The organism is Mycobacterium sp. NTMscope_Eco_3 (assembly GCF_976985685.1).
On sequence record NZ_CDRJYZ010000001.1, the window covers coordinates 1,863,999 to 1,885,673 of the forward strand.

19 protein-coding genes and 1 pseudogene are annotated in these 21,675 nt (G+C 69.0%); 13 read left to right on the top strand and 7 right to left on the bottom strand.

The annotated features are described in order from the left end of the window. Positions 1-134: 134 nt before the first annotated feature. A complete protein-coding gene (asnB, locus tag AC0KTM_RS08640) occupies positions 135-2,102 on the bottom strand; it encodes an asparagine synthase (glutamine-hydrolyzing) (RefSeq protein ID WP_225330276.1) in 1,968 nt (655 codons plus the stop codon). A 145-nt stretch (positions 2,103-2,247) separates the two neighbouring features. On the opposite strand from asnB, the gene ctaC reads away from it, so the two are divergent. The 4 genes from ctaC (at position 2,248) to AC0KTM_RS08660 (ending at position 5,538) form a co-directional block, all read left to right on the top strand. Next, positions 2,248-3,342, top strand: a complete 1,095-nt coding sequence (gene ctaC / locus AC0KTM_RS08645; RefSeq protein WP_225330277.1) for an aa3-type cytochrome oxidase subunit II — start codon at positions 2,248-2,250, stop codon at positions 3,340-3,342. Between the two features lie 13 nt (positions 3,343-3,355). Beyond that, positions 3,356-3,775 carry a cytochrome c oxidase subunit 4 gene (locus AC0KTM_RS08650; RefSeq protein ID WP_067172677.1) on the top strand — a complete coding sequence of 140 codons (420 nt, stop codon included), beginning with the start codon at positions 3,356-3,358 and terminating at the stop codon, positions 3,773-3,775. A gap of 189 nt (positions 3,776-3,964) precedes the next feature. Next, on the top strand, positions 3,965-4,894 hold the full coding sequence (locus tag AC0KTM_RS08655; RefSeq protein ID WP_225330278.1) for an MmpS family transport accessory protein: 930 nt from the start codon (positions 3,965-3,967) through the stop codon (positions 4,892-4,894). After that, entirely contained in the window at positions 4,894-5,538 is a 645-nt protein-coding gene (locus AC0KTM_RS08660; protein WP_225330279.1) for a DUF2561 family protein, read from the top strand. Before AC0KTM_RS08655 ends, AC0KTM_RS08660 begins: the two co-directional genes overlap by 1 nt. Before the next feature lie 290 nt (positions 5,539-5,828). Here AC0KTM_RS08660 and qcrB read toward each other — a convergent pair whose 3' ends face one another. The 4 genes from qcrB to ctaE are packed head-to-tail and all read right to left on the bottom strand — an operon-like array spanning position 5,829 to position 10,238. Beyond that, entirely contained in the window at positions 5,829-7,517 is a 1,689-nt protein-coding gene (gene qcrB, locus AC0KTM_RS08665; RefSeq protein WP_238957874.1) for a cytochrome bc1 complex cytochrome b subunit, read from the bottom strand. After that, entirely contained in the window at positions 7,514-8,737 is a 1,224-nt protein-coding gene (gene qcrA, locus AC0KTM_RS08670) for a cytochrome bc1 complex Rieske iron-sulfur subunit (RefSeq protein WP_472415446.1), read from the bottom strand. The genes qcrB and qcrA overlap by 4 nt, the downstream gene beginning before the upstream one ends. Continuing rightward, on the bottom strand, positions 8,734-9,597 hold the full coding sequence (gene qcrC / locus AC0KTM_RS08675) for a cytochrome bc1 complex diheme cytochrome c subunit (protein WP_225330282.1): 864 nt from the start codon (positions 9,595-9,597) through the stop codon (positions 8,734-8,736). The genes qcrA and qcrC overlap by 4 nt, the downstream gene beginning before the upstream one ends. Positions 9,598-9,626: 29 nt before the next feature. Next, complete coding sequence (ctaE, locus tag AC0KTM_RS08680; protein WP_225330283.1) at positions 9,627-10,238, bottom strand: aa3-type cytochrome oxidase subunit III; 612 nt, start codon at positions 10,236-10,238, stop codon at positions 9,627-9,629. Between the two features lie 140 nt (positions 10,239-10,378). Between ctaE and trpD the strand changes: the two genes are divergently transcribed. Further along, positions 10,379-11,461 carry an anthranilate phosphoribosyltransferase gene (gene trpD / locus AC0KTM_RS08685; RefSeq protein ID WP_472415447.1) on the top strand — a complete coding sequence of 361 codons (1,083 nt, stop codon included), beginning with the start codon at positions 10,379-10,381 and terminating at the stop codon, positions 11,459-11,461. Here the strand turns inward: trpD and AC0KTM_RS08690 are convergent. Further along, positions 11,399-13,279, bottom strand: a pseudogene (locus AC0KTM_RS08690) (DEDD exonuclease domain-containing protein); the annotation flags it as partial. The gene trpD and the pseudogene AC0KTM_RS08690 sit on opposite strands and share 63 nt — an antisense overlap. Before the next feature lie 109 nt (positions 13,280-13,388). On the opposite strand from AC0KTM_RS08690, the gene AC0KTM_RS08695 reads away from it, so the two are divergent. The 4 genes from AC0KTM_RS08695 to pimB all read left to right on the top strand — a co-directional run bounded on the left by AC0KTM_RS08695 (position 13,389) and on the right by pimB (position 17,034). Beyond that, a complete protein-coding gene (locus tag AC0KTM_RS08695) occupies positions 13,389-13,643 on the top strand; it encodes a hypothetical protein (RefSeq protein ID WP_225330657.1) in 255 nt (84 codons plus the stop codon). Positions 13,644-13,823: 180 nt separating this feature from the next. Then, entirely contained in the window at positions 13,824-14,966 is a 1,143-nt protein-coding gene (gene ripC, locus AC0KTM_RS08700; protein ID WP_472415448.1) for a peptidoglycan hydrolase RipC, read from the top strand. A 58-nt stretch (positions 14,967-15,024) separates the two neighbouring features. Next, on the top strand, positions 15,025-15,840 hold the full coding sequence (locus tag AC0KTM_RS08705) for a hypothetical protein (protein WP_472417428.1): 816 nt from the start codon (positions 15,025-15,027) through the stop codon (positions 15,838-15,840). Between the two features lie 63 nt (positions 15,841-15,903). Beyond that, positions 15,904-17,034: a GDP-mannose-dependent alpha-(1-6)-phosphatidylinositol monomannoside mannosyltransferase gene (gene pimB, locus AC0KTM_RS08710; protein WP_472415449.1), complete on the top strand. Its 1,131-nt coding sequence runs from the start codon at positions 15,904-15,906 to the stop codon at positions 17,032-17,034. A gap of 8 nt (positions 17,035-17,042) precedes the next feature. On the opposite strand, the gene AC0KTM_RS08715 is transcribed toward pimB, so the two are convergent. Continuing rightward, positions 17,043-18,845 carry an AMP-dependent synthetase/ligase gene (locus AC0KTM_RS08715; RefSeq protein ID WP_238957879.1) on the bottom strand — a complete coding sequence of 601 codons (1,803 nt, stop codon included), beginning with the start codon at positions 18,843-18,845 and terminating at the stop codon, positions 17,043-17,045. A gap of 177 nt (positions 18,846-19,022) precedes the next feature. Between AC0KTM_RS08715 and AC0KTM_RS08720 the strand changes: the two genes are divergently transcribed. From AC0KTM_RS08720 to AC0KTM_RS08735, 4 genes are all read left to right on the top strand, one after another. Next, a complete protein-coding gene (locus tag AC0KTM_RS08720; protein WP_225329799.1) occupies positions 19,023-19,412 on the top strand; it encodes a polyketide cyclase / dehydrase and lipid transport in 390 nt (129 codons plus the stop codon). 116 nt (positions 19,413-19,528) lie between these two features. Then, positions 19,529-19,966 (top strand): SRPBCC family protein, encoded by a 438-nt coding sequence (locus tag AC0KTM_RS08725; RefSeq protein ID WP_225329775.1) that lies wholly within the window; start codon positions 19,529-19,531, stop codon positions 19,964-19,966. Further along, positions 19,959-21,218 (top strand): ArsA family ATPase, encoded by a 1,260-nt coding sequence (locus tag AC0KTM_RS08730; RefSeq protein ID WP_238958041.1) that lies wholly within the window; start codon positions 19,959-19,961, stop codon positions 21,216-21,218. The genes AC0KTM_RS08725 and AC0KTM_RS08730 overlap by 8 nt, the downstream gene beginning before the upstream one ends. Next, on the top strand, positions 21,215-21,607 hold the full coding sequence (locus AC0KTM_RS08735) for a hypothetical protein (RefSeq protein ID WP_225329776.1): 393 nt from the start codon (positions 21,215-21,217) through the stop codon (positions 21,605-21,607). Before AC0KTM_RS08730 ends, AC0KTM_RS08735 begins: the two co-directional genes overlap by 4 nt. Positions 21,608-21,675: the final 68 nt, after the last annotated feature.

Consider the following 21,675-nt stretch of genomic DNA (forward strand, 5'->3'; position numbering starts at 1 on the left):
TCTCGCCCGGGCCGCCTCGAGTGTGAACTCACGGCGTCGCGTGTGAGCTGACGGCGGCGACACGCCGACAAGCCGCGCCCAGGGTTCACGATGAAAGCCCAGGATTCACACTCGAAGCCCAGGCCGGGCCGGGCCTAGAGCTGCACCGGATACAGCGGCTCGCTGATCTGCGGCACCACGCTGTGCTCGACGAAGATCGCGTGCCAGAGCATGAAGATCAGCAGCGTCCACAGCCTGCGGCTGTGATCGCCGGCGCCGCTGCGGTGCTCGTCGAGCATCCGGCGCACGGCGTCCAGGTCGACAAACTCGACGACCGAACTGGCCTGCGACGACGCCACCAACTCGTAGGCCCACTCCAGCAGCTCGCCCGCGCGCAGCCAGTGCCGGATCGGCACCGGGAACCCCAGCTTGGGCCGGTGCAGCACATGCGCGGGGACGATCGGCTCCAGCGCGCGGCGCAGCGCGTACTTGGTGGTCGTGCGGGTGATCTTGGCCTCCACGGGCAACCGGGACGCCACGGCGAACACCTCGGGATCCAGGAACGGCACCCGAAGCTCCAGCGAGTTGGCCATGGTCATCTTGTCGGCCTTGACCAGGATGTCGCCGCGCAGCCAGGTGAACAGGTCGATGTGCTGCATGCGGGCCACCGGGTCCCAGCCCGCCGATTCGGCGTACAGTGGCGCGGTCACGTCGGTGTGGGTCCACTCCGGGCGGAAGCCGGCCAGCACGTCGCGCAGCTGCGCGTCGGAGAAGCTGCGGGCGTTGCCGTAGTAACGCTCCTCGAGCGTCAGCGAGCCGCGGTGCAGCAGGCTCTTGCCCCGCATGCCCTCCGGCAGCGGCCGCGACACCTTGCCCATCGACCGCCGCAGCGGCCGGGGCAGATAGTCGAAGGGCTTCAGCGACAACGGCTCCCGGTAAATCGTGTAGCCGCCGAACAACTCGTCGGCGCCCTCGCCGGACAGCACCACCTTGACGTGCTTGCGGGCCTCGCGGGCCACGAAGAACAGCGGCACCAGCGCCGGGTCGGCGACCGGCTCGTCGAGGTACCAGACGATCTCGGGCAGGGCGGCGACGAACTCGTCCGGCGTGACCACCTTGGCGATGTGGCGCGCGCCGATCGCCTCCGCCGAGGCCACCGCGACGTCGATCTCGGAGAATCCCTCCCGCTCGAAGCCGGTGGTGAAGGTGATCAGCCGCGGGTTGTGCCGGATGGCCAGCGCCGCGATGGCCGTGGAGTCGATCCCCCCGGAGAGGAATGACCCGACGGTGACGTCGGCGCGCATGTGCTTGGCCACCGAGTCCTCGAGCACCGCGGTGATCTCGTCGTACCGGGCCCGCTCGCTGCCGCGGACGATCGGGGTGGCGGCGAACCGCGGCGCGAAGTACCGGGTGACCTCCGGTTGCAGGCGGTCGGGACGAATCCTCGCGTAGCAGCCCGATTCCAGCCGGCGCACCCCGCGGTGCAACGTCTCGGGCTCGGGCACGTACTGCAAGACGGTGTAGTGCTGCACCGCCCGGTCATCGATGCCCGTGTCGAAGCCGACCAACCCGGCCAGATCCAGCAGACACTTTTTCTCGCTGGCCACGGCGGTGCCGCCGGCGCCGGTCGCCATGAACAGTGGCTTGATGCCGAAAGGGTCCCGGGCGCAAAACAATTCGCGGGTGGTGGTGTCCCACAGCGCGAAGGCGAACATGCCGCGTAACCGGGTCAAGACATCGGTGCCCCAGTAGTGGTAGCCGGCGACGACGGCCTCGCCGTCGCCGTCGGTGGCGAAGACGGCGCCATGCTGGGTGGCCAGTTCGTCGCGCAGCTCCAGGTAGTTGTAGATCTCGCCGTTGAACACCAGCACGTAGCGGTCGGGCGCCTCCGGCGGCCCCCAGCGCAGCGGCTGGTGCGAATGCGCGATGTCGATGATGGACAGCCGGTTGAAGCCGAACACGACCGAGCCGTCGGTGTCCGGGTCCACCCAGGTGCCCGGCTCGTCGGGCCCGCGGTGGCGCATCGAATGCGACGCGCGCGCGATCGCATCGTCGGCGCGGGCCGCGGCCGCCTCCTTGTCCCCGTCCTCGGGGGCGGCAACGAACGCCAGCAGACCACACACGGCGCCCCAGTATGCCGCACTTCGCGACCGCTCGTGGACGTCGGACCCGGCACGTCGCGTGACTGGCGGGCCGGGGTTTCGTCGCCCGGCTCAGGCGCGTGGTCTACGCTGCGTAGTATTCGATATCCGAGCAGGAGGCGCCAACGTGACCCCTCGCGAGCAGGACCGTTCGCAACCTTTGTCGCAGGGTAGGTTTCAGCGCCGTCCTGGAGGCTCTGCCACGGGTCTTTCCCGCCGTCTGCGGCCGCTGGCGCTGGCCGTGACGCTGGGTGTGCTCGCGATGTTCCTGAGCGGATGCAGCAGCTGGGCCGACGCGCTGGCCCTGGGCTGGCCGAGGGGCATCACGCCGCAGGCGCACCTGAACCGGGAGCTGTGGATCGGCGCGGTGATCGCCTCGCTGGTCGTCGGCGTCATCGTCTACGGCCTGATCTTCTGGTCCTCGGCGTTCCATCGCAAAAAGGCGACCGACACCGAGCTGCCCCGCCAATTCGGCTACAACATGCCCTTGGAGCTGGCGCTCACGGTGACGCCGTTCCTCATCATCTCGGTGCTGTTCTACTTCACCGTCGTGGTGCAGGAAAAGATGCTGCACATCGCCAAGGATCCCGAAGTGGTGATCGACGTCACGGCCTTCCAGTGGAACTGGAAGTTCGGGTATCAGCGCGTCGCGTTCAAAGACGGCACGCTGACCTACGACGGTGCGGACCCGGCCCGGAAGAAGGCGATGGTGTCCAAGCCGGAAGGCAAGGACGCACACGGCGAAGAGCTGGTCGGCCCCGTCCGCGGCCTCAACACCTCGGACCGTACCTACCTGAACTTCGACAAGGTCGAGACGCTGGGAACCAGCGACGAGATCCCGGTGCTGGTGCTGCCGACCGGCAAGCGCATCGAATTCGATCTGGCGTCCGCCGACGTCGTCCACACCTTCTGGGTTCCGGAGTTCTTGTTCAAACGCGACGTCATCCCGAACGCCGACGCGAACAACTCCGTGCACGTCTTCCAGGTCGAAGAGATCAACACCCCGGGGGCGTTCGTGGGCCACTGCGCCGAGTTCTGTGGCACCTATCACTCGATGATGAACTTCGAGGTTCGCGTGGTGTCGCCCAACGACTTCAAGGCCTATCTACAGCAGCGGATGGACGGCAAGAGCAACGCCGCGGCGCTGCAGGCGATCGGACAACCTCCGGCCGCGGTTACCACGCACCCGTTCGACAGCCGCCGTGGCCAGCTGAGCCAGTAGGTTAGGAAACCAAATGCATATCGAAGCCAGGCTATTCGAGTTCATCGCCGGGTTCTTCTTTGTGGTTGCGGTGCTCTACGGGGTTTTGACCGCGCTGTTCGCCACCGGAGGGGAGGAGTGGGCGGGCACCACCGCGCTGGCGCTGACCGGCGGCCTGGCGCTGATCGTGGCCACCTTCTTCCGGTTCGTGGCGCGGCGGCTCGACACCCGGCCCGAGGACTACGAAGGCGCCGAGATCAGCGACGGAGCAGGGGAATTGGGCTTCTTCAGCCCGCACAGCTGGTGGCCGATCCTGATCGCGCTGTCGGGCTCGGTGGTGGCGGTGGGCATTGGGCTGTGGCTGCCGTGGCTGATCTTCGCCGGGGTGATGTTCGTCCTGACGTCGGTGGCCGGACTGGTCTTCGAGTACTACCTGGGTCCTGAGAAGCACTGATTCGCGGCATAAAGGTCACAATCCGATCACGTGATCGCTTGCGCTGTTCGCCACGGCGGCTCTGCCCGTTTTCGGTTCGGTAGTGTTTCGCCCAGGCAATGAGAAGTTTCCCAGCGCGCCCGGCAACGAGGTGACCGCGGAGTTTTACGCGCAGGTGATGCAGTCGAACAGGGTAGGCAAAGGGCAGAAATGAGCGGGTCGAAACCCCCGGGATGGGAACCTGACGAACCCGATCCTGTCGACCCGATCAGCCACCACCCCGACGCCGGTGACGAGCCCGCTGACGCCGGGGAGCCCGGCGCGGACCACGACGTCGAGGGCGCGGCAGAACCCTTCGAGGACAGCGCCGAACTGCCCGCCGCCGACCAGACCGACGCATATTCGCGTGCTTACTCGGCTCCGGAGTCCGAGCACTTCACCAGCGGCCCCTACCTGCCCGCCGATCTGGGGCTCTACGACTACGAGGACTACGAAGAAGCCGAGGACGACGACGAACGCAGCACCGCGCGCTGGCCATGGGTGGTGGGGATCGCCGCGATCGTGGCCGCGATCGCACTCGTCGTGTCGGTGTCGTTGTTGTTCGCCCGCACCGACACCACCAAGCTGGCCAACCCGAACACCACCACCGCCCCGTCCACGCCGCCGATGCAGGACGAGATCACGACCACCAAACCGCCCCCGCCGCCGCCCCCACCCACGACCGAACCGCCACCGCCCCCGACAGCAACGGAGACCCAGACTGTGACGGTGACGCCTTCTCCGGCACCGGCGCCCCCGCCCGCACCCGCCCCGGCGCCGCCGGCGACCTCCACGGCGGCAGCGCCTCCGCCGCCCACGACACCCACCGGGCCGCGGCAAGTCACCTACTCGGTGACCGGCACCAAGGCCCCGGGCGACATCATCTCGGTGACCTACGTCGACGCGTCCGGGCGGCGGCGCACCCAGCACAACGTGTACATCCCCTGGTCGATGACCGTCACCCCGATCTCGCAATCGGACGTGGGCTCGGTGGAGGCCTCCAGCCTGTTCCGGGTCAGCAGGCTCAACTGCTCGATCACGACCAGCGACGGAACCGTGCTGTCGTCGAACAGCAACGACTCGCCGCAGACGAGCTGCTGATGGTCAGCAAGTATTCGGCGTATCGCCGCGGGATGGGCGACGACACCATCGCGCCCGAGGTGATCGACCGCATCCTGCTCGGCGCCTGCGCCGCCGTCTACCTGGTGTTGCTGGGCGTCAGCGTGGCGGCGGCCGTCGCACTCACCGACCTGGGCAGGGGCTTTCACAAATCGGCCAGCAGCCCCCACACGACCTGGGTGTTGTACGCGGTCATCATCGTTTCCGCGCTGATCATCGCGGGCGCGATCCCAATACTGTTGCGGGCCCGGCGGATGTCTCAGTCCGAGCCGGCCGCCCGGGCCATGACCGCGCCGAACCGGCCGCCGGTGCGCCTGATGTCTCAGGCGCCGCGCACGTCGGCCGAGCGGGCGCGGCAGGCCACGGTGCAGGCGACGCCGCAGAAAACGGACGCGGAGTGGTCAGGCGAGACGGTCGACCGAGTCTGGTTGCGCGGCACGGTCATACTGACCGGCACCATGGGTGCGGCGCTGATCGCGGTCGCGACGGCGACCTACCTGATGGCGGTCGGCCACGACGGCGCGTCCTGGGTGTCGTATGTGTTCGCCGGCGCCATCACCGCCGCGATGCCGGCGGTCGAGTGGCTGCATATCCGGCAGCTGCGCCGCGTGATCGCCGAGCGCTGACGCGTATCGCCGCCTAGCGCAGAGGGTTTCGTCGGCATCGGGCTTCGCACGCTCCTAAGCGATATCTCGCGGGGGAGCGCAGGCGCGGCGGGTCCGCGCGCGGCCACTCAACTCGACGACTCGATACCGCCGCCGACACGTAGATCATCGGCACATAAAGCAATGCGACGACACGCCGTGCGTCGTCGCAATGCCTGATGTCTCGCGCGCTTGTGGCCGATTGCGGGGTGCTGGATTGCCCGGCTCCCGCGTCGGCCACAGGGGCCGATGGGGAGCCGGGCTTGGCCGCGCTAGTGCTTGCCGGACTCGCCGTTCGTCGAACCCGCGATGCTGTCCTGGTGTTCGCGCAGTGCCGTCAGGGCGCGCTGCTCAGAGCTGTGCGCCGCCTCCCGCAATGCCGCGTCCTCGGACGCCGGGTCGGCGAACATGAAGCTGCCGCTGCCCGGCGAACCGGCCGAGCCCAGCTTGTTCATCTTCTTGGGCAGCGCCGCGCCCTGGTACTCGAGCGGCAGCGGGTGGCCGTGGTCGTCGACCGGGCCGAGTGGCTGATGCAGCTCGATGTAGGCGCCGTGCGGCAACCGCTTGATGATGCCGGTCTCGATGCCGTGCTCGAGCACCGCGCGGTCGCTGCGCTGCAGGCCGATGCACCACCGATAGGTGACGAAGTAGACGATCGGCGGAACGATCACCATGCCGATGCGGCCGATCCACGTCGTCGCGTTCAGCGAGATGTCGAACTTGAACGCGATGATGTCGTTCATCGCGCTCAGCGTGAGCACCATGTAGAACGCGATCGCCATCGCGCCGATCGACGTGCGCACCGGCACGTCGCGCGGACGCTGCAACAGGTTGTGGTGCGCGTAGTCACCGCTGAACCGCTTCTCCAGGAACGGGTAGATGATCAGCAGGACGAAAACGCCGCCCATGATCAGCGCCACCCACACCACCGCCGGAATGGTGTGGTGCCAGAAGTAGAACTCCCACGGCGGCCAGATGCGGGCCAAGCCTTCGGTCCACATCATGTAGAAGTCCGGCTGCGAGCCCGCCGAGACGTGAGATGGCTTGTAGGGCCCCAGGTTCCAGATCGGGTTGATCTGCAGCAGACCACCCAGCAGCCCCAGCACGCCGACGATCGCGGCGAAGAACGCGCCGGATTTGACCGCGAACACGGGCATCACGCGCACGCCGACCACGTTGTGCTCGGTGCGGCCCGGCCCGGGGAACTGGGTGTGCTTCTGGAACCACACCATGGCCAGGTGCAGCCCGATCAGCGCGAGGATGATGCCGGGCAGCAGCAGGATGTGCAGGGCGTACATGCGGGGGATGATGTAACCCGCTGTGGCGCATTCGTTTCCGACGCCGCCGCAGGGGAAGTCACCGCCGAACAGGGCCCAGTGCAGCCAGGTGCCGATCACCGGCATGCCCAGCGTGATCGAGGACAGGGCGGCGCGCAACCCGATGCCCGACAACAGGTCGTCGGGCAGCGAGTAGCCGAAGTAGCCCTCGAACATGGCCAGGATCAGCAGCAGCGAACCGATGACCCAGTTGGCCTCACGCGGCCGGCGGAACGCGCCGGTGAAGAAGATGCGGGCCAGGTGCACCATGATCGACGCCGAGAAGATGAGCGCGGCCCAGTGGTGGACCTGACGGACGAACAAGCCGCCGCGCACCTCGAAGGAGATGTCGAGCGTCGATGCGAAAGCCTTCGACATGTCCACGCCGCGCAGCGGCTGGTAGGCGCCGTTGTAGGTGACCTCGCCCATGGACGGGTCGAAGAACAACGTCAGGTACACCCCGGTGAGCAGCAACACGATGAAGCTGTACATCGCGATCTCGCCCAGCAGGAACGACCAGTGGGTGGGGAAGACCTTGTTGAGCTGTCTGCGTACGGCCGCCGAGGGGTGGTAGCGCGTGTCGATGTCCTCGCCTTGACGGGCCAGGACGTCGCCGATCTTCGGGGGACTCAGTTTGGGACTCATGTTGTCGTCCTCTCCCAGAATGCCGGTCCGACGGGCTCGATGAAGTCACCGTTGGCGACCAAATACCCGTTGGTGTCGATGGTGATCGGCAGTTGCGCCAACGCCCGCGCCGCCGGCCCGAAGATCGGCTTGGCGAAGTGCAGCGCGTCGAACTGCGACTGGTGGCAAGGGCACAAGATGCGGTAGGACTGCTCCTCGTACAGCGACGCGGGGCAACCCAGATGCGAGCAGACCTTCGTGTAGGCGAACAGCTCACCGAAGTTGAAGCTCTCCTGGCCCTGCCGCTTGACCACGCGGTGCATGTCGGTGGGGCGAACTCGGATGAGCATCACGGGGTTTCGCACACCCTGGTTGATCGCGCGCAGCTTCTCCTGCGACTCCGGGGTGGTGCCGTCACCGTCGGACTCCCGCCACGGGAAGACGGTTTCCATGCCGCCGGCGTCGATGTCCTCGGGCCGCATCTTGACGAACGGCGACCCGGCGAAGCTGCCGGTGGCGCGCGCCAGGTAGATGGTCTCGCCGTGGTAGCGCGGGGTCCAGTCGGAGGTGAACAGCACCGCCTTCTTGCCGTTGGCGGTCTGCACCACAGGCTTCCACGGGTTCTTGATCAGGCCGCCGGCAAACGCCACCAGGGTGGACAGGCCGAACGCGCCCAGGCCCACGCCCAGCGACAGCCCGACCAGCTTGCGCCGCCCGATGGTGGAGCCGCCGTAGGCGTCGGCCAGGTTGGCCACCACCGTCTTGCGGTCGACGTCGCGCGAGGCGCCGTCGTGCCGGTCCTGAATCGAAATCTCTTCGGGGATAAAGCGTTTCTGGTACAGGATGGTGCCGATCCCGATCGACAGGATCGACATCCCGAAGGTCAGGCCGTACAGCGGAGTGGTCAGCGTGTAGAGCCAGCTGCCCGGGTCCTCCTTGGGCTTGTACTCCCACGGCCAGAACAGGAAGATCAGCAGCAGCGCCAGCCCGAACCCGCCGCCCAGCAAAAGCCAGAGGGCGACGCCACGCTCGGCGCGCTTCTCGGCTTTGGTGCCCTCGACCGGCCAACGGTTTTCCTTGAACACGGTTTCGACGCCGTCGAGCCTGCCGCCCAGCGCCACCAGTTCCTGCTGCGACATCGCGGCCAGCGCCGCGTCGTCGGGCTCCTTCGCGCCGGCGCCCTGGGGGTTCCCGCCGGTGTCGGAGCCGCGAACGTTTCCCTGATTAGCGGTGTCGCTCATGCGCGTGCCCCAATCCACAGTGCCAGCCCGATCGCGGCGACCATCCCGATGATCCAGGCGGCCATGCCCTCGGGTGCGGGCCCGAATCCGCCCAGGCCGTAGCCGCCGGGCTGACGCTCTTCGGTCACCGCCTTGATGTAGCCGATGATGTCCTTCTTGGCTTCGAAAGACAGCTGGCGGTCGGAGAACTTCGGCATGTTCTGCGGACCGGTCCGCATGGCCGCCAGGATCTGCTGCTCGTTGGCGGGCTCCAGGTCCGGCGCGTACTTGCCGGACGACAGCGCCCCGCCCTTGCCGGTGAAGTTGTGGCACGACGAGCAGTTGAGCCGGAACAGGTCACCGCCGCGGCCGAGGTCCTCGCCGCGCAGCGAGTGCATCGCCAGGCTGCCGTCGGGGTTGCGCACGGTCGTGGGGCCGCCGCCGTTGGCCTGCACGTAGGCGCCCAGCGCGTCGATCTGCCCCTCGTCGAAGATCGGCTCCTTGCGGGGCGCCTGCGCCTCGCCGGTCATCGCCGGCATCCGGCCGGTCGACACCTGGAAGTAGACGGCTTCCTCGCCGACGCCGATCAAGCTGGGGCCGCGGTCGGGCACGCCCTGCAGGTTGGCGCCGTGGCAGGACACGCACGACGTGTCGAAGAGCTGCTTGCCGGTCCGCAGCAGCGCCGAGTTCGATTCGTCGGCGACGGCCACCTGCGGACGCGGGGTCAGGACGGCGGCCAGACCACCGGCGACGGTCAGCGCGATGAGCAGCAGCAACCCGCCCGACAAGCGGCGGCGCAGCCGCCGTCGCGAGCGGTCACGCTGCGCTTGTTGCGGCTGACCGCTCCGCGAACCGGATCGGGTAGACCCCAGCTTCTTCAACCGAGCACTCCTGTTCGTCCAGCGCCTGCTCATCGGATGAAATAGATCACGGTGAACAGCGCGATCCACACGATGTCGACGAAATGCCAGTAGTACGAGACGACGATGCTGGCCGTAGCCTGCGCCGGGGTGAACTTGCTCATCGCGGTGCGGGCCAGCAAGAAGATGAAGGCGATGAGACCGCCGGTCACGTGGAGACCGTGGAACCCGGTGGCCAGGTAGAACACGCTGCCGTAGGCGCTGCCGGGGATCGTGGTCCCGTGACCCATCAGGTGGTAGTACTCGTAGCCCTGCCCGAGGACGAAGAACAGCCCCATCAGGAAGGTGATCACGTACCAGCGGCGCAGCCCGAACACGTCGCCGCGCTCGGCCGCGAACACCCCCATCTGGCAGGTGAACGACGACGCGATCAGCACCAAGGTCACCGGGACGGCCTGGTACAGGTTCAGCTCGGTCGGTGGCGGCGGCCACTTTCCGCCCGATTGGGCACGCGCGGTGAAGTACATCGCGAACAGGCCGGCAAAGAACATCAGCTCGCTGGAAAGCCAGACGATGGTGCCGACACTGACCATGTTGGGTCGATTCAGCGAATGAACGCGCGACGTGATGGCAGTACCTGAGGTCCCGACAGCGCTGGTCACATCCGCAAGTATGACGCTTTGTAGTTGTTGATCTCCACCCGGGGCGCAATTTGATGTCTGGCGCGTCGCGCGCGCGTGTGTGCGGGGCCGCTCGGGGCCGACGGTTGGGGCTGATGTGGTCAGCGTGGGACCATCGGCGCGTGGCTTTGTCATCTGAGGTTTCGCCGTCCGGCGCGTCCGCAACCTCGTGGCCGCGCGTCCTGGCTCGGCTGACGGGCGGTCAGGACCTGACGCGCGGGCAGGCCGCCTGGGCCATGGACCAGATCATGACCGGCGAGGCGACCGCCGCCCAGATCGCGGCCTTCGCGGTCGCGATGCAGGTGAAGGTGCCCACCTCGGCGGAGGTGATCGAGCTGGCCGAGGTCATGCTCGATCACGCGCTGCCGATGCCCGAGGGCGGGATGCCCGAGGACACCGTCGACATCGTCGGAACCGGTGGCGACGGCGTCAACAGCGTGAACCTGTCCACGATGGCGGCGATCGTGACGGCCGCCGCGGGCGTGCCGGTGGTCAAACACGGCAACCGGGCGGCGTCGTCGTTGTCCGGGGGCGCCGACACGCTCGAGGCGCTCGACATTCGCATCGACCTCGGTCCCGAGGACGTGGCCCGCAGCCTCGCCGAGCTCGGCATCGGGTTCTGCTTCGCGCCGTTGTTCCATCCGTCGTACCGGCACACCTCCGCGGTGCGCCGGGAGATCGGCGTACCGACGGTATTCAATCTCCTTGGGCCGCTTACCAATCCGGCCCGGCCGCGCGCCGGTTTGATCGGCTGCGCGTTCGCCGAGTTGGCCGAGGTGATGGCGGGGGTGTTCGCGGCCCGCCGGTCCAGCGTCCTGGTGGTGCACGGCGACGACGGGCTCGACGAGTTGACGACCACGACCACCAGCACGATCTGGCGGGTGCAGGCCGGCACCGTGGACAGGCTGACGTTCGACCCGGCCGGCTTCGGGTTCCCCCGGGCCGACCTCGACGACCTGTTGGGCGGCGACGCGCAGGCCAACGCGGCGGAGGTGCGGGCGGTGCTGGCCGGTGGCAAGGGCCCGGTGCGCGACGCCGTCGTGCTCAACGCCGCCGGCGCGATCGTGGCCCACGCCGGGTTATCCAGTCGCGCCGAATGGTTGCCGGCGTGGGAGGACGGGTTGGCCCGCGCCGCCAAAGCCATCGATTCCGGCGCGGCCGAACAACTGCTCGCGCGATGGGTGCGGTTCGGCCAGCACGTCTGAAACGCGCAGGGCCTGCTCGGCCGCGAGCCGCGCCGAGCGCGCCGCCTCCGCCCAGGCCGCCCAGGCGCCGGCGGATCGCAGCGGCGACGCCCACCCCGCGCCGTCCCCCGTTCCCTCGACCCGAACGATGCGCACGCCGCGGCCGTCGAGCCAGCGTGCGATCAGCGCGGTCTCCTCGACCAGCGCGCCGCCCAGTGGGGCCGGCGCGGGCAGAATCGCTTGTGCGCCAGCGGTAATCGCGGCGACGACGGGCATCGGTGGCACCCCCCGCCGGGCGTTGCCGGCGGCGGCGAGCTGGCCGTGGCGGATGACGGCGAGGTGGTAGCCGCCCTGGCCGTCGGGCGCGGCGGCGACCAGCTCGGGCAGCGCGGCCAGGGCGCGCAACCGCTGACCGCGCCACAGCGTCGCGACCGCGGCGGCGGTGCGGTCGCGCAGCCGCGCGGCGCTCTCGAAGTGACGCCGCTCGGCGAGGGCGGCGACGTGGCGCACGGCGGCGGTGAGCGCGGTGTTGTCCGCGCCGTCGACCAACGCCGCCATGCGCGCGACGGCCGCGGCGTACTGCGTGGCGGTCACCTCGCGGGCGGCCGGGCACGGCGACACCTCCGCTTCGGCGCACAGCGGTCCGTGTAATGCCGAGCGGCCCAAGCGGTTCGTGCAGGTTCGCAGCCCGGTGAAGCGGGCCAGCAGGGCGGCGGTGTCGGCGGCGTCGGCGCGGGCCCGAAACGGGCCGACGGCGCGGTCGTGGCGCGGTGCGCGCACCACCGCCAGGCGGGGGAAGGCCTCATCGGTCAGCGCCACCCACCACCAGCGCTGCGGGAACCGGGATCGGCGGTTGTAGGGCGGGGCATGCGCGGCCAGCAGCCGCAACTCGCGCACGCCGGCCTCCAGCGCGTGGGCGCACTCGACGTGGTCGACCGCGCCGGCCAGCGCGACCATCTCCTTCATGCGGCCGCGCGGATCGGCGCCGGTGAAGTACTGACCGACCCGCCGCCGCAGGTCGACGGCGGTGCCGATGTAGAGCACTCCCCAGCTACGCGGGGGCCCCGCGCCGGCCGGTCCGCGAAACAGGTACACCCCCGGCCGGTGCGGAAGCCCCTCGGCGAGAACCCGTTTGCGCCGCTGCGCCGGTGTCACGTCGGGCAGATACGCGCGCAGGTCGGCGTAGGTGTGCACGCCCTGGTTGCCCACCCGCTCGATGAGGGCGTGCAACACGTCGACGGTGGCGCGGGCGTCGTCGAGGGCGCGGTGGGTGGGCTGGGTGGTGACGGCGAACAGCCGCGCCAGGGAGGCCAGCCGCACGCTGGGGGCCTCCTCGCGGCTGAGGACCCGGCGGGCCAGCCGGACGGTGCACAGCACCTGCGGCCGCGGCCAGGCGATGTCGCACCGCTGGGCGGCGGCGCGCAGGAAGCCGATGTCGAAGCCGGCGTTGTGCGCGACCAGCACCGCGTTGCGGGAGAACTCCAGAAACATCGGCAGCACGGCGTCGATGGTCGGCGCGTCGGACACCATCGCCGTGGTGATGCCGGTCAGCTGCACGATCTGGGGCGGGATGCTGCGCTGCGGATCGATCAAGGTGGCGAACTCGCCGAGCACCACGCCGCCGCGCACCTTGACCGCCCCGATCTCGGTGATGGCGTCCGGCACCGTCCCGGCCGTGCTTTTGGTGCGTCCGCCGGTGGTCTCGAGGTCCACCACGACGAAGGTGGTGTCGCGCAACGACAGCTCGTCGGGCGTGAAGGGCGACCCCACGTCGGCGAAGCTCAGCTGAGTCGCGCCACGTGCAGCCACGGGGGTGACGTTAAGCACGACGACCGACATCCGCGGCGATCCCACGCCGCGGCCGCGGGGGAGATGTCGGTGCCCGCGGTTAGCGTTCGGGCTGACCGGCGTGATGTTCGTCGGAGCAAGACCGAGAGGACGGATCCCGATGGCACCGAGTAATGGACCCACCAACGTCGCGTTGCCGCCGCCAGAGCCGGGCGCGCCGGTGGTGATCGACTGTGACGACTGCGCGGTGCGCGGACCCGGATGCCGCGACTGTGTGGTCAGCGTGATACTCGGGGTCCCGGATACTTTATTGCAGGACGAACAAGCGGCATTGGAAGTTCTCGCCGAGGTCGGCCTGGCGCCGCGGCTTCGCCTCGTCCCGATTCGTCGGGACCGCGGATCTGGTGTAGCCTAAATTCCTTGTCCGCCAAAGGCCCTCGGGTCAGGCGGACTGGATCACATGAAAATGACAGAATTCTTTCTAATTTCTTAACCGCCCGCTTTGGACAAACGCCGATATCGTTTCGTAACCTGTTTGAGACCTAAACCCGCTCGACGACCTGGATTCGTCGATGGCCGTTTAAGGAAGCAAATCTTGAGGCTTGACTCTAGGTGTCTGGTTGCGCGTGTCCTGACACGTTCGGCCCTAGGGACGCTAGCTGGCTTCGCGATTCTGTTCAGCGTGGTGACCGCCCCCTCATGGGCGGACCCGGCCCAAGACGCCATGGCAAAACTCAACGAGCTGTCCCGCCAGGCCGAGCAGACCACCGAGGCGATGCACAGCGCCCAGCTCGACCTGAACGACAAGCTGGCCGCCCAGCGCGCGGCCGACAAGAAGCACAACGACGACCAGGCCGCCGTCGACGCGGCGAAGACCCATCTGGCGTCGTACCAGAACTCCGTCAACAACCTGGCCGCCGCGGCCTACATGGGTGGCCGCGTCGACGGCATGCAGGCCATCCTGACCGCCGGCTCGCCGCAGGGGCTGATCGACAAGCTCGCGGTGCAGCGGGTGATGGCCACGCAGATGGCCAACCAGATGAAGAGCTACCGGATCGCCGGCGAGCAGGCCGCCAAGGCCGAGCGGGAGTCCGCGAAATCCGCCGCCGACGCCAAGAGCGCGGCCGAGCAGGCCGCCGCGGTGCGAGCGAGCTTGCAGTCCAAGCAAAGTCAGCTGCAGGTGCAGATCGCGGTGGTCAAGTCGCAATACATGTCCTTGACCGCCGACCAGCGCACCGCGCTCGCCAATCCCGCACCGGCCGTCCCCGCGGCGGCGCCGGCCCCCGGCGCCCCGGCGCCGGAAGCGGCACCCCCGGGCGTCGGGCAGGCGCCCGGCGAGGCTCCGCCTCCCGGCGGCATGCCCGGTATGGCCCCCGGTGGGGTCGGCGGCGGTGACCGCGCCACCGTCGTGCAGGCCGCGCTGACCCAGGTGGGTTCGTCCTACGTATGGGGCGGCGCCGCGCCCGGCGGGTTCGACTGCTCCGGGCTGGTGATGTGGGCGTTCCAGCAAGCCGGCATCTCGTTGCCGCACTCCAGCCAGGCGATGGCCCACGGCGGCCAGCCGGTGTCGCTGTCGGACCTGCAGCCCGGTGACGTGCTCACCTTCTACTCTGATGCCTCACACGCCGGCCTCTACATCGGTGACGGCATGATGATCCATTCCTCCACCTACGGTGTGCCGGTACAGGTCGTGCCGATGAACTCCTCGGGCCCGATCTACGACGCCCGCCGTTACTAGACATCCCGCGCTGCGGCGGCGGCTTCCGATACTGCTGGCCTGGGTCTTCGTCGTCGAGCTGATCGTGGCCGCGGCCGTGCCGTTCGGCGCCGAACGCAACAGCCGGATCCGGCCTCCACAGCTGATCACGCCCGCGCGCAGCCAGGTCAGTGCCACGACGAAGTCGATCGTCGTCGGCGACCGCATCGTCCGGCTGCTGGGGCTCGGCGGCCCGTCGAGCGAGCGCTTGTTGTCGCGCGTGGCCTCCGACATGGGCAACGCGATCACCGCCGTGGAGGCGTTCTGGGGCGTCGACTGGGCGCGCGAAATCTCGGTGGTCGCCGCGGGCACGGACGAGGAATTTCGCGCCGCCGCCGGCGGGGGACCGCCCGCCCAGTGGGCCGACATCGCCGCCGCCACCGTCTCCGACCGGGTCGATCCCGTTCACCGGGTCGCCCTCGGCCAGCGGATCGTGTTCGCGCCGGGCGCCGCCCACATGAGTGCGGCGTCCCTGCGAATCGTGTTGGCCCACGAGCTTTTTCACTACGCCGCACGCGCGGACACCGTCGCCGACGCACCCCGCTGGCTCACCGAAGGCGTCGCCGACTTCGTCGGCCGGCCCCCGACGCCGGTACCCACCGAGGGGATGCTGCCCATGACGCTGCCGTCGGACAGCGAGCTGGATGTGCCGGGCGCGCCGCGCTCGCTGGCCTATGACCGCGCCTGGTTGTTCGCCCGGTTCGTGGCCGAGGCCTATGGGGCGCCGAAGCTGCACGATCTCTACCTGGCGACCTGCGGCATCCGGCGCGCCGACATGGCGACCGCCGCCCACGACGTGCTGGACACCAGCGAGGCGGGCCTGCTCACCGCCTGGCGCCAGTGGCTGACGCACTAGCGCGCGCCGCCCGGCTCGGGCCGTGTGCGCGGGCCGCAGCGCCGCCACGCTAGCCTGTCGCAGGTGAGTCGGGTCCTGCTGGTAACCAACGACTTTCCGCCCCGCCGGGGCGGCATCCAGTCATACCTCGGTGAGTTCGTCGGTCGACTCGTCGAGGCCGGGTCGCATTCGGTGACGGTGTACGCGCCGGAATGGACGGGCGCCGAGGCATACGACGAGGCGGCCGGCTACCGCGTGGTGCGCCATCCGGGCACCCTGATGCTGCCCGGCCCGGCGGTCGACGCCCGGATGCGGCGGCTGATCGCCGACCACGGGATCGAAACCGTCTGGTTCGGGGCGGCCGCGCCGTTGGCGCTGCTGGCCCGGCGAGCTCGTGGGGCCGGGGCGAATCGGGTGCTGGCCAGCACGCACGGCCACGAGGTCGGCTGGTCGATGCTGCCGGTCGCGCGGTCCGTGCTGCGCCGCATCGGCGACGACACCGACATCGTCACGTTCGTCAGCTGCTACACGCGGTCGCGGTTCGCGCCGGCCTTCGGGCCGAAAGCGTCGCTGGAATACCTGCCCTCCGGGGTGGCCACCGACAAGTTTCGGCCCGATCCGGCGGCCCGTGCCGAGTTGCGTCAGCGCTACCAGCTGGGCGAGCGGCCCACCGTGGTGTGCGTGTCCCGGCTGGTGCCGCGCAAAGGCCAGGACATGCTCATCAAGGCCCTGCCCTCGATCCGGCGACGCGTCGACGGGGCCGCCCTGGTCATCGTCGGCGGCGGACCCTACCTGGAATCGCTGCAGACGCTGGCCCGCGACTGCGGGGTGGCCGACGAGGTGATCTTCACCGGCGGCGTACCGGCCGCCGAACTGCCCGCGCATCACGCGCTGGCCGACGTGTTCGCGATGCCCTGCCGCACCCGCGGCGCGGGGTTGGACGTCGAGGGACTGGGCATCGTGTTCCTGGAGGCCTCGGCGAGCGGCGTGCCCGTCGTCGCCGGAAAGTCCGGGGGAGCCCCGGAAACCGTGCGGCACAACGAAACCGGGCTCGTCGTCGACGGTTGCTCGGTGACCGAAATCGCCGACGCCGTCGCCGAGTTGCTGACGGATCGGGACCGGGCCGCCGCGATGGGGGCGGCCGGACGCGAATGGGTGACGGCCCAGTGGCGCTGGGACACCCTGGCGGCACGGCTGGGCGAGCTGCTCGGATAGCGGCGCGGTCAGTCCGCTTGGTAGATGGCCTCGATGTCGGAGGCGAACTTCTCGGCCACCACGTTGCGCTTGACCTTCATCGTCGGAGTCAGCTCACCGGTGTCCTCGGTGAAATCGACGGGCAGGATGCGGAACTTGCGGATGGACTCGGCGTGTGACACCGCCAGATTGGCGTCCTTGATGGCCGCGTCCACCTCGGCGACGAGGTCGGGATCGGTGGCCAGATCGGCCACCGACGTGCCGGATCCCTTCTGGTTGCGCTGTTTCCAGCCGTCGAACGCCTCGGGATCGATGGTGATCAGCGCGCCGATGAACGGCTTGGCGTCGCCGACCACCATCGCCTGACTGATCAGCGGATGCGACCGCAGCCGGTCCTCGAGTACGGCGGGGGCGACGTTCTTGCCGCCCGCGGTGACGATGATCTCCTTCTTGCGCCCGGTGATCTTCAAAAAGCCGTCGTCGTCGAGCACGCCCAGATCGCCGGTCTTGAACCAGCCGTCGGTGAACGCGTCGGCGGTGGCCTGCTCGTTGCGCCAGTAGCCGCTGAACACCACGCCGCCGCGCACCAGCAGCTCGCCGTCATCGGCGATGCGCATGCTGTTGCCGGGCAACAACGTTCCGACGGTGCCGATCTTGACATTGCCGACCTGGTTGACCGTGATCGCGGAGCTGGTCTCGGTCAGCCCGTAGCCCTCGTGGATGGTCAGACCCACCCCGCGGTAGAAGTGCCCCAGTCGCGACCCCAGCGGCGCGCCGCCCGACACGGACGCGTGGCAGTCGCCGCCCAGCGCCCCGCGCAGCTTGCGATACACCAGCCGGTCGAACAACGCATGCTTGGCGCGCAGCACCGGCCCCCGCCGTCCGCGGTCGGAGGCCTCGCTCCAGTCGACGGCGGTTTGCACGGCCATGGCGAAGATCCGCCCCTTGCCGTCGTTGGCGGCGTTTTGCTCGGCCGTGTTGTACACCTTCTCGAACACCCGCGGAACCGACACCACCACGGTCGGTTTGAACACCGCGAACATCGGCAGCAGGTTCTTGATGTCGCTGGTGAATCCGACGGTCACCTTGTTGGCGAACGCGGACAAGGTCAGCGAGCGCGCGAGCACGTGCGCCAGCGGCAAGAAGATCAGCAGCCGCTGGCCCTCATCCAGCAGCGTCGGCAGGCTCTCCTTGGCGCCGCGGGTCTCATACAGCAGGTTGGAGTGCGTCAGCTGGCAGCCCTTGGGCCGCCCGGTGGTGCCCGAGGTATAGATGAGCGTCGCGGGATCCGCGGCCCGCAGGGCCTCCTGGCGCGCGGTCAGCTCGGCCGGTTCCACCGACTCGCCGGCCTCGACGAGCTGGTCGAGCGCCTTGGGGCCCGAACCGTCGATGTGCAGCACCCGGCGCAGGGCGGGCAGTTCGGCGGTCAGCTCGGTGACCATCGCCGCGTGTTCGTCCGTCTCGGCGAACGCCAGCACCGCCTCGGAGTCCTGCAGCACCCAGCGCACCTGCTCGGCCGAGGACGTCTCGTAGATCGGCACCGTGACCCCACCGACCGCCAGGATCGCCAGGTCGAGGATCGCCCACTCGTAGCGGGTGGCCGAGAAGATCGACACGCGGTCGCCGGCCTGCACTCCCAGGCCAATCAAACCCAGTGCGGCAGAGCGGATCTGATCGGCCGCCTCGGTGCAGGTGACGTCGGTCCACTCGCCGTCGAGCTGACGTTGGTAGATGACAAAGTCCGGATCGTCGCGCTCGTGTTCGAACACCATCGCCGCGATGTTGTCGTCATCGTCGACCGGAAAGCGGGCGGGGACGCTGTACTCACGCACTCTTATGACCTCAATTGACCTCGTGACGTTTCCCGGCAGCCGGGTTGCTGTCGCCCAGCCTAATCCGAGCAACGAGCCAGCATGGCCACGGTCGGTGCGGTCGGGACCGCGATTGCCTGCCGCGACGCCTGGCCGCCCTCGGCGGGCCGGCGCGGCCCGGTGTGTGAAGCTGTGGGCATGAACAGCATCCAGATCGCGGATGAGACGTTTGTCGCCGCCGACGGCGCACGGGTGGGCGCCGCGGTCGCAGATCGGGCGAGTTGGCGCCGCTGGTGGCCCGACCTGCGGCTGCAGGTCGTCGAGGATCGCGGCGACAAGGGCATCCGGTGGTCGGTCACCGGCGCGTTGACGGGGACCATGGAGGTCTGGCTGGAACCGTCGCTGGACGGGGTCGTGCTGCACTACTTTCTGCACGCCGAGCCCAGCGGGGTGGCGGCCTGGCAGCTGGCCAAGCTGAACCTGGCGAAAATGACCCACCGCCGCCGAGTGGCGGGCAAAAAAATGGCCTTTGAGGTCAAGACGACACTGGAACGGTCACGTCCGGTCGGAGTTTCTCCGGTAGTTTAGCCGGGTCAGGTCCGCGCAGAGAGTACCGTTTCGGACCGAGACCCACGGGGGTCCCCGCACGGCAGGTTCGGAGCGGCCGGGGCAGATCGGCTTGCGGGAGAGAGGGCAGCAACCAGGTGGCGGAGAAGACGACACAAACCATCTACATCGAAGCCGACCCGGGCACCGTGATGAAGGTGATCGCGGATATCGACTCCTACCCGCAGTGGATCTCGGAGTACAAGGAAGCCGAGGTCCAGGAGAAGGACGCCGACGGCTACCCGAAGGTGGCGCGGATCGTCATGGACGCCACCGTCCTCAAAGACACCATGGTCATGTCCTATCAATGGCCCAAAGATCGCCAATCCGTCAGCTGGACGCTGGTGTCGAGCTCGCTGCTGCGCTCGCTTGAGGGCTCATATCGGTTGGCGCCCAAGGGATCTGGCACCGAAGTCACGTACGAACTCTCCGTTGACCTGGCCATGCCGATGATCGGCCTGCTCAAGCGCAAGGCCGAGCGGCGTTTGACCGACACCGCGTTGAAGGATCTGAAGAAACGAGTCGAGGCTGAGTGAGACGGCTGAGCCCGCCCCGGCCCGCATCAGCCTCTTCGTTGGCAAAGGCGGGGTAGGCAAATCCACCCTGGCGTGCGCCACCGCGGTCAGTTCTGCGAGCGCGGGACAGCGGGTGCTGGTGGTGTCCACCGACCAGGCGCACTCCCTGGGTGATGTGCTGGGCACCCCCGTCCCGCCCAGCCAAGACGAACTCGTGCGGGTGCTCGCCGACGACGCGGAGGCCGGCGGCGGGTTCCTCGATGCGCTGGCGTTGGACAGCCTCGCCCTGCTCGAGGTCCGCTGGCGTGACGTCGTCGCCACCTTGGACCGGCGGTTCCCCGAGTCCGAATTGAGCACCATTGCGCCCGAAGAGCTTTCGGCGCTGCCCGGTGTTCAGGAGGTGCTCGGCCTGTACGCCGTCGGCGAGCTGGCCGGCTCGGGGCGATGGGATCGCGTGGTGGTCGATTGCGCATCCACCGCGGACGCGCTGCGGATGTTGACGCTGCCCGCCACCTTCGGGCTGTACGTCGAGCGGGCGTGGCCGCGGCATCGCCGCCTGTCCGTCACGGCCGACGACGCCCGGTCGGCGGCGGTGGTCGAGCTGCTCGAGCGCATCAGCTCTAGCGTGGAGACGCTCGGCGCGCTGCTCACCGACGGCGAGCTGGTCAGCGCGCACCTGGTGTTGACCCCCGAGCGGGTGGTCGCCGCGGAGGCGGCCCGGACGCTGGGGTCGCTGGCCTTGATGGGCGTGCGCGTCGAAGAGCTGATCGTGAACCAGGTTCTGCTGCAAGACGACTCGTACGAGTACCGCAACCTGCCCGAGCACCCGGCCTTCTACTGGTACACCGAACGCATCGCCGAGCAGCAGGGTGTGCTCGACGAACTCGACGCCACCATCGGCGAGGTGGCCCTCGTGATGACCCCGCACCTGTCCGGGGAGCCGATTGGCGCCAAGGCGCTGGGCGCGCTGCTCGATGCCGCCCGCCGCCGGGGGGGCACCGCGCCGCCGGGCCCGTTGCGGCCCACCGTCGACCTCGAATCCGGGACGGGACTTGGGTCCGTCTACCGGTTGCGGCTAGCGTTGCCGCAACTCGATCCGTCGGCGCTGACCCTGGGGCGCGTCGATGACGACCTGATCATCAGCGCCGGCGGATTGCGGCGCAGGGTGAAGTTGGCGTCCGTGCTCCGGCGCTGCACGGTGCTCGACGCACGCGTGCGCGGTAGTGAGTTGACGGTGCGTTTTCGACCAGATCCGGAGGTGTGGCCTAAGTGAGTGGGGCTCATCCCGAAATCGGTCCGGAGCTACGCAGGCTCGCCCAGTCGATCCTGGACGGAATCGACCCCGCCGTGCGCGCGGCGGCGGCGCTGACGGCGGGCGCCGGACCCGGCACCGGCAAGTGCCAGCAGGTGTGGTGCCCGGTGTGCGCGCTGGCCGCGTTGGCGACCGGCGACCAGCACCCCTTGCTCACCGCGATCGCCGACCACAGCGTCGCCTTGCTTCAGGTGATCCGCGACATCGTCAGTGATGCCAGTGACATCGACCGGGCGTCCACACCGACACCGGAGCCCCCGCCCGACGGTCCGCCCGGCGGCGCGACCGACACCGGCGACACCGCCCCGCGGACCCGTTATCAGCCCATCCCGGTCACGCTCGACGAGTGAGGAGCCTGCGTCGCAGGTGGTCCCTTCGTGTGGGGATAGGTACAGTTGGCGCAGAACATCAGCGGGGC

What these genes read in the sequence shown, in the direction of transcription:
- qcrA (WP_472415446.1), bottom strand. Translation starts at nt 8,737, where the DNA reads ATGAGCGACACCGCTAATCAGGGAAACGTTCGCGGCTCCGACACCGGC.
- qcrB (WP_238957874.1), bottom strand. Translation starts at nt 7,517, where the DNA reads ATGAGTCCCAAACTGAGTCCCCCGAAGATCGGCGACGTCCTGGCCCGT.
- AC0KTM_RS08720 (WP_225329799.1), top strand. Translation starts at nt 19,023, where the DNA reads ATGAACAGCATCCAGATCGCGGATGAGACGTTTGTCGCCGCCGACGGC.
- AC0KTM_RS08650 (WP_067172677.1), top strand. Translation starts at nt 3,356, where the DNA reads ATGCATATCGAAGCCAGGCTATTCGAGTTCATCGCCGGGTTCTTCTTT.
- AC0KTM_RS08660 (WP_225330279.1), top strand. Translation starts at nt 4,894, where the DNA reads ATGGTCAGCAAGTATTCGGCGTATCGCCGCGGGATGGGCGACGACACC.
- AC0KTM_RS08655 (WP_225330278.1), top strand. Translation starts at nt 3,965, where the DNA reads ATGAGCGGGTCGAAACCCCCGGGATGGGAACCTGACGAACCCGATCCT.
- AC0KTM_RS08695 (WP_225330657.1), top strand. Translation starts at nt 13,389, where the DNA reads ATGGCACCGAGTAATGGACCCACCAACGTCGCGTTGCCGCCGCCAGAG.